Annotated in this window: 4 protein-coding genes and 1 pseudogene; all 5 read right to left on the reverse strand. The window is 71.9% G+C overall.

Features of this window, described 5'->3' with window-relative positions; translation table 11 throughout:
- Positions 1-132 precede the first annotated feature (132 nt).
- Positions 133-1,616: pseudogene (gene murD, locus EEJ42_RS14635) on the reverse strand (UDP-N-acetylmuramoyl-L-alanine--D-glutamate ligase).
- Positions 1,613-2,680: a phospho-N-acetylmuramoyl-pentapeptide-transferase gene (gene mraY / locus EEJ42_RS14640; protein WP_009718658.1), complete on the reverse strand. Its 1,068-nt coding sequence runs from the start codon at positions 2,678-2,680 to the stop codon at positions 1,613-1,615. The pseudogene murD and the gene mraY overlap by 4 nt, the downstream one beginning before the upstream one ends.
- A gap of 59 nt (positions 2,681-2,739) precedes the next feature.
- Positions 2,740-4,167, reverse strand: coding sequence for a UDP-N-acetylmuramoyl-tripeptide--D-alanyl-D-alanine ligase (locus EEJ42_RS14645; RefSeq protein WP_123100386.1), 1,428 nt, complete (start codon positions 4,165-4,167; stop codon positions 2,740-2,742).
- 62 nt (positions 4,168-4,229) lie between these two features.
- Positions 4,230-5,993 (reverse strand): UDP-N-acetylmuramoyl-L-alanyl-D-glutamate--2,6-diaminopimelate ligase, encoded by a 1,764-nt coding sequence (locus tag EEJ42_RS14650; RefSeq protein ID WP_123100387.1) that lies wholly within the window; start codon positions 5,991-5,993, stop codon positions 4,230-4,232.
- A 12-nt stretch (positions 5,994-6,005) separates the two neighbouring features.
- On the reverse strand, positions 6,006-7,868 hold a 1,863-nt coding region (locus EEJ42_RS14655; RefSeq protein ID WP_148081948.1), incomplete at its 5' end, for a peptidoglycan D,D-transpeptidase FtsI family protein.

A 7,868-nucleotide genomic window follows, 5' to 3' on the forward strand; every position in this document is an offset into this window, starting at 1 on the left:
CGCACGCGGCCCGGGGCGGCCGGTGGCTGTTCCGGCCTGCCGGGACCGCGGCGCGGCGGGCTGGTCAGGCGTCATGTCGAATCCCCTCCAGGTTCTCCGCGCGAGCGGTGGTCCTCGCGGGGGACCGGCGGGCTACTGCTCGTCCGTGACCGGGCCCGAGGCCAGGTCGTGAACCGCCGCGGCGAAGGCGTCGCCCCGCTTGTTGTAGTTGGTGAACATGTCCATCGAGGCGCAGGCCGGGGCCAGAAGGACGGTATCGCCCGGCCGGGCGAGCCGGGCCGCTTCCCGGACAGCCGCCGCCATCGCCCCAGTGTCGGTCCGGTCGAGGTCCACGACCGGGACATCCGCTGCGTGTCGCGCGAGCGCTTCCCGGATCAGGGCGCGGTCGGCGCCGATCAGCACCGCCCCGCGCAGCCGCGGGGCGGCCGCGACCACCAGCTCGTCGAAGGTGGCGCCCTTGGCGAGGCCGCCGGCGACCCACACGATGTGCTCGTACGCGCCCAACGACGCCTCGGCGGCGTGGGTGTTGGTCGCCTTGGAGTCGTCCACGTAACTCACGCCCTCGACGTCCGCGACGTGCTCCACCCGGTGCGGGTCCGGGCGGAAGGCGCGCAGCCCGTCCCGTACGGCCTGGGGCGGCACGCCGTAGGCGCGGGCCAGGGCCGCGGCGGCGAGCGCGTTGGCGATGTTGTGCGGCGCGGGCGGGTTGACGTCGGCGACCTCGGCCAGCTCCTGGGCGCTCTTCTGCCGGTTGGCGACGAAGGCCCGGTCGACCAGGATGTTCTCGACGACGCCGAGCTGGGAGGGGCCGGGGGTGCCGAGGGTGAAGCCGATCGCCCGGCAGCCCTCCTCGACGTCGGCGGCCCGGACCAGGTCCTCGGTGGCGGGGTCGGCGGCGTTGTAGACGCAGGCGACCTGGTTGCCCTCGTAGATCCGGCCCTTGTCGGCCGCGTACGCCGCCATGGAACCGTGCCAGTCGAGGTGGTCGGGTGCGAGGTTGAGCACCGCGCCGGAGTGGGCGCGCAGCGAGGGCGCCCAGTGCAGCTGGTAGCTGGACAGCTCGACGGCGAGCACGTCGTACGGCGTCTCGCCCAGCACGATGTCCAGGAGCGAGACGNCACGTCGTACGGCGTCTCGCCCAGCACGATGTCCAGGAGCGAGACGCCGATGTTGCCGACGGCGGCGGTGCGCAGCCCGGCCGCCTCCAGGATGGACGCCAGCATGCGCACGGTGGTGGTCTTGCCGTTGGTGCCGGTGACCGCGAGCCAGGGCGGGGAGTCCGGGCCGCGCAGCCGCCAGGCCAGCTCCACGTCGCCCCACACCGGGACGCCCGCCTTCTCGGCGGCCAGGAAGAGCGGGCTGCTGGGCTTCCAGCCGGGTGTGGTGACGATCAGCTCGGTGCCCTCGGGCAACGTGTCGCCGTCGCCGAGCCGGACCGTGATGCCGAGGGGCTCCAGTTCGGCCGCCTGGGCGCGCTGGGGCTCTCCGTCGCTTCCGTTGACGACGGTCACCGTGGCCCCGAGGCCCCGCAGCGCACGCGCTGCGGGGACCCCGGAGACGCCGAGTCCGGCGACCGTGACATGCCGTCCGGCGAGGTCGGTGACGTCGATGGTCACGAAGCCCGCCAGCCCGCGTAGAAGATGCCGAGTCCGACGATCACGCACATGCCCTGGATGATCCAGAACCGGACCACCACCAGGACTTCGCTCCAGCCTTTGAGTTCGAAGTGGTGCTGGAGTGGTGCCATCCGGAAGACCCGGCGCCCGGTGAGCCGGAACGAGCCGACCTGGATGACCACGGACAGGGTGATCAGGACGAACAGACCGCCGAGGACGGCCATCAGCAGCTCGGTGCGGGAGCAGATGGCGAGCCCCGCGAGGCCGCCGCCGAGCGCGAGCGAGCCGGTGTCCCCCATGAAGATCTTGGCGGGTGAGGTGTTCCACCACAGGAAGCCGAAGCAGGCGCCCATCAGCGCGGAGGCGACGACGGCGAGGTCGAGCGGGTCGCGCACCTCGAAGCAGGACGAGGGGTTAGTGAGGGTCTGCGCGTTGGCGCAGGACTCCTGGTACTGCCAGACGCCGATGAAGGTGTAGGCGCCGAAGACCATCACGGAGGCGCCGGTGGCCAGGCCGTCGAGGCCGTCGGTGAGGTTCACGCCGTTCGACATCGCGAGGATCATGAACAGCGCCCAGATCGCGAAGATCACGGGGCCGAAGGACCAGCCGAAGTCCTGGACGAAGGAGAGCCGGTCGGAGGCCGGGGTCTGCTGGCGGGCGTCGGCGAAGTTCAGCGCGAGGATCGCGAAGGCGACACCGACGATCAGCTGACCGGCCATCTTGGCCTTGGCCCGCAGGCCCAGGCTGCGCTGCTTGACGATCTTGATGTAGTCGTCGAGGAAGCCGACCAGGCCCATGCCCGCGAAGAGGAAGAGCACCAGCACACCGGAGAAGGTCGGCTGGCTGCCCGTGATCACCTTCGTCACCGCGTAGGCGATCAGCGTGGCCAGGATGAAGGAGATGCCGCCCATGGTGGGCGTGCCCTTCTTGCTGCCGTGCGTCCGCGGACCGTCGTCCCGGATGTACTGGCCGTAGCCCTTGCGGGCGAGCAGCTTGATCAGCAGCGGGGTGCCGATCAGGGTCAGAAAGAGACCGATGGCTCCGGAGAAGAGGATCTGCCTCATGGCGCCTACGTGTTCTTCTCCCGCGGCGAGGCCACCGGCGAGGAGGGTCTGCCCCATGGTCATCGCCCGGCGACCTCACCCTCGAGCAACGCCTGCGCGAGTTGCTCCAGGCCGACCGACCTGGATGCCTTCACCAACACGACATCCCCCGGTCGCAGCTCGCTCCGCAGCAGATCGACCGCTGCCCGCACGTCGGACACGTGCACCGACTCCTCACCCCACGAACCCTCGTTCTTGGCGCCCATGTCCAGCCACGCGGCCTCCCGGCCGCCGACCGCCACGAGCTTGCTGACGTTGAGCCGGACGGCCAGCCGTCCGACCGCGTCGTGCTCGGCCAGTGACTCATCGCCCAGCTCGGCCATCGGGCCCAGCACCGCCCACGTGCGACGCCCCGGTGTTGCGGCGCCCATCGCGGCCAGCGCGCGCAGCGCGGCTCGCATGGACTCGGGGTTCGCGTTGTAGGCGTCATTGACGACCGTCACGCCGTCCGAGCGCTCGGTGACCTCCATCCGCCAGCGGGAGAGCTGCCCCGCTTCGGAGAGCGCCACGGCGATCTCGTCGACGGACATGCCCGTCTCATGGGCGACGGCGGCCGCGGCGAGCGCGTTCGACACGTGGTGCTCACCGTACAGGCGCATGGTCACGTCACCGCACCCGGTAGGGGTGTGAAGCGTGAAGGCGGGGCGGCCACCGTCGGCAAGCCGGACATTCGCGGCGCGCACGTGGGCGTCCCCGGCCTCGCCGAACAGGACGGTACGGGCCTTCGTACGGGACGCCATGGCGCGCACCAGGGGGTCGTCGGCGTTGAGCACCGCCACCCCGCCGTCCTCGGCGGAGGGCAGCGCCTCGACCAGTTCGCCCTTGGCCTCGGCGATCTGCTCGCGGCCGCCGAACTCCCCGATGTGCGCGGTGCCGACGTTGAGGACGAGCCCGATGCGGGGCGGGGTGAGGTCCGTCAGGTAGCGGATGTGCCCCTTGCCTCGGGCGCCCATCTCCAGCACCAGGTGCTGGGTCGTCGCATCGGCGCGCAGCGCGGTCAGCGGCAGCCCGATCTCGTTGTTGAACGAGCCGTGCGTCCATACGGTCGGGCCGTGCCGCTGGAGCAGCTGGGCGATGAGGTCCTTGGTGCTGGTCTTCCCGGCGGAGCCGGTGAGCGCGACCACGGTGGTGCCCAGCCGCTCGACGACGGCGCGGGCGATCGCGCCCATGGCGGCGACGGCGTCGGGGACGACGATCGTCGGAACCGGGGCGTCCGGTGTGGAGACCGGGCGGGTGGCCAGGACCGCCACCGCGCCCGCCTCGACCGCGCCGCGCGCGTAGTCGTGGCCGTCCACGCGCTCCCCGGGGAGCGCGGCGAACAGGCTCCCGGGCCGCACCTCGCGGGAGTCGATCACGACGGGTCCTGTGACCTTCAGGTCAGGGTCCGGTATGTCGTGCGGCTGCCCACCGACGAGGCCGGTGATCTCGGTGAGGGACAGTGGGATCACTGATCACCTCCGGCCGTGCGGGAGAGCTGCCTGGAGGGGGCTGGTGCGCGCATGGCGGTCTGTCATCCCTGGTTGTCTTGAGGTGTGTGCCCGTGCGGTTCGCTCGCCTCGGGGCGTTGCGGACCGCGCCCCTTGGCTCGCTCGCTGAGTTCGATGGCTTCCCGCAGGACCTGGCGGTCGTCGAAGGCGCGGATCACCCCGGCGATGTCCTGGCCCTGCTCATGACCCTTGCCCGCGACGATCACGGTGTCGCCGGGTTCCGCGCGGGCGACGGCGGCGGCGATGGCGTTCTCCCGGTCCTCCTCGACCAGGACGTCGCCGCGCTCGTGCGAGGGCACCTCGGCGGCGCCCGCGAGCATCGCGGCGAGGATGGCGAGCGGGTCCTCGGAGCGCGGGTTGTCCGAGGTGAGCACGGCCGTGTCGGCGTACCGGGCCACCGCGGAGCCCATCGGGCCGCGCTTGAGCCGGTCGCGGTCGCCGCCGCAGCCGAGGACGGCGTGCAGCTTGCCGTCGGTGACCTTGCGCAGGGCGCGCAGCACCGACTCCACGGCGTCGGTCTTGTGCGCGTAGTCGACCACCGCGAGGTACGGCTGGCCCACGTCGACGCGCTCCAGCCGGCCGGGCACGCCGGGGACGGCGCCGATGCCGTCCGCGGCCGTCTGCGGGTCGATCCCGGCGACGGCGAGCGCGACGAGGGCGGCGAGCGCGTTGGCGACGTTGAACGGGCCCGCGATGGGGGCGGCGGCCCGCACCGTCTCGCCGTTCGGGCCGATCGCGGTGAAGGTCGAGCCCAGCGGGCCGACCTCGACGTCCGCGGCGCGCCAGTGGGCGTCGGGATGGCCCTCGGCGGAGAAGGTGGTGACCGGGACCTCGGACTCCTCGATGAGCCGGCGGCCGTACTCGTCGTCGTAGTTGATCACTCCGGCCCGGCTGCGGGCCTTGGTGAACAGCTGGGCCTTGGCCTGGAAGTAGTCCTCCATCCCCGAGTGGAACTCCATGTGCTCCGGGGAGAGGTTGTTGAAGACGGCGACGTCGAAGACGCAGCCGTCGACGCGGCCGAGGACCAGGGCGTGGCTGGAGACCTCCATGACGACCGAGTGGACGTCGCGTTCGCGCATCACCGCGAACAGCGCCTGGAGGTCGGTGGCCTCGGGGGTGGTGCGCTCGGACTTGATGCGCTCGTCGCCGATGCGCATCTCGACGGTGCCGATGAGCCCCGTGGGACCGCCGCCCGCCTGCTCCGCGGCGGCCCTGAGCCCGCCGTCGACGAGGTAGGCGGTGGTGGTCTTGCCGGAGGTGCCGGTGATGCCGATCTGGAGCAGGCTGTGGCCCGGCTCGTCGTAGATCGTGGCGGCCAGCGCGCCCATCCGGCCGCGCGGGTTGTCCACGACCAGGACCGGCAGCCCGGTGGCGGCGGCGCGCTCGGCGCCGTCCGGGTCGGTCAGCACGGCGGCCGCGCCGAGGTCGGCGGCCTGGGCGGCGAAGTCCGCGCCGTGCAGCCGGGCGCCGGACAGCGCGGCGTACACATCGCCCGGGCGCACGGCGCGCGAGTCATGGGTGATCCCGGTGACCGCGGCCTCAGCCGGGACGCCGGAGGCATCGACGCCCAGCTGGTCCGCCAGCTCCGCGAGCGGGACGGGCCGGACCTGGAGAGGGCGGGGCGCTCCCGGATATTCCACAGAAACGTCCTTCTGAGGGGTTTGAGACTGATCAGCTTGGGGCACGGCGGTGAGCGTACCCGGCCCACCCGCTCCGTCGCGAAATCCGGCGTCGGAGCAGCGGCGCACCGGGCCCCGGTTCCCGGGCTCCGGCGTGATCGTCGTCACGGCTGGACCCGCTCACTGGCCCGGGCTGTAGCTCACGGGAAGCCGCTTGGGCTGCTTCCCGGTCGGCGGGACCTGGAGCGACTTGAGCGCGAACTCCATGACCTTCTTGTAGACCGGACCGCAGACCTGCCCGCCGAAATAGCTGCCCCTGGTCGGATTCTGCACCGCACAGTAGACCGTGAGGCGCGGTTTGTCCGCTGGTGCGAAACCGGCGAACGAAGCGGTGTATCCGTGGTAACGGCCGGTCTTCGGGTCCACGCGGTTGGAGGTGCCGGTCTTGCCCGCCACCAGATAGCCGGGGATCTTCGCCTTGGTGCCGGTGCCCTCCTGGTTGTCCACGACCGATTCGAGCATCTCGGCGAGCGTCTTCGCGGTCTTCGGGCTCACCACGCGGGTCTTCTCGGGAGCGGGCGCGGGGGTGAAGTCGCCGCCGGGGCCCCTGGTGCCGCGCACCAGGCTGGGGGCGATGCGCTGGCCGCCGTTGGCGATGGTGGAGTAGACGGAGGCCGCCTGGACGGCGTTGAGCGACAGGCCCTGGCCGAAGGGGATGGTGTACCCCTGCGTGGGGCTCCAGTCCTGCGGCTTGGCCAGGATGCCCGGGGTCTCGCCGGGGAGGCCGAGCCCGGTGGGCCGGCCGATGCCGAACTGCCGCAAGTAGGAGTAGAGGATCCGGTTCTTCTGCTTCTCGGTCTTGCCCAGCTGCTCGGTGGCGAGGATGGTGCCGATGTTGCTGGACTTGGCGAGCACCCCGTTGAGCGTGAGGTACCAGGTGGGGTGGTCGATGTCGTCGGCGAAGGCGCGGCCCGCGCGCGGCAGCCGGTTCGGGACCTCCACCTGGGTGTTCCAGCGGGCGGCGCCCTCCTGGAGGACGGCGGCCATCGACATCAGCTTGCTGACGCTGCCCGGCTCGTACGCGTCGGAGACGGCGGCGTTGCCGAGGGCGTCGGCGTCGGTGGTGGAGATGTCGTTGGGGTCGAAGCCGGGGGCGTTGGCCATGGCCAGCAGCCGGCCGGTGCGGGTGTCCTGGACGACGACGTAGCCGCGGTCCGCCTGCGACTTCTTCACCTGGTCGGAGATCGCGCTCTGGGCGGCCCACTGGATGTCGCGGTCGATCGTCAGCTCGACGTCGCTGCCGGGCACCGCGGGCTTCTCGCTGACGTCCCCGGTGGGCACCTGGTGGCCGCCGGACTGGGCGTAGACGCGCTTGCCGTCCTTGCCCGCGAGCTTCTTGTTCAGCTGCTGCTCGATCCCCGCGGCGCCGCGCCCGTCGGCGCCCACGAAGCCCAGGATCCCGGCGGCGAGGTCGCCGCCCGGGTAGACCCGCTTGCTGTGCGACTCCCGGTTGACCCCGGCGAGGACGTTGGTGCCCTTGCCCTTGGCCGCGGCGTCGTCCAGGTTGTTCTTCAGGTCCTTGATCTGCTTCCAGACCTGCGGGGTCTGCTGCCGGGCCAGCACGACGTACTGCGACTTCGGGTTGTCGGTGAGCTTCTTCTCCAGGTCCGCCTCGTTCTTGCCGAGGATCGGCGCGAGGAGGGCGGCCGCCTGCCGGGGCGCGTCCTTCATCTTGGCGTTGCGCGGGGTGAGCAGGTCGGGGGCGGCGGTGATGTCGTACGCGTCCACGGTGGTGGCCAGGTTGACGCCGTCGCGGTCGGTGATGGACCCGCGCTCCGCGGACAGCTTCACCGGGATGTAGCGGTTGACGTTGGCCTTGGCGGCGTACGCGGAGGCGTCCACGGCCTGCACCTGGAGCAGCCGTACGACGAAGGCCAGCATGACGAGGGTGAGGCCGAGGCTGATCAGCCGCAGCCGGGGGCGCGGGCTGCCCAGCCGCAGCTGCGCCGGAGCGCCCCCGGGGCGCCCGCCACGCTGCGCGCC

The sequence above is a fragment of the Streptomyces botrytidirepellens genome (assembly GCF_003721215.1).
In the GTDB taxonomy this organism is placed as follows: Bacteria; Actinomycetota; Actinomycetes; order Streptomycetales; family Streptomycetaceae; genus Streptomyces; species Streptomyces himastatinicus.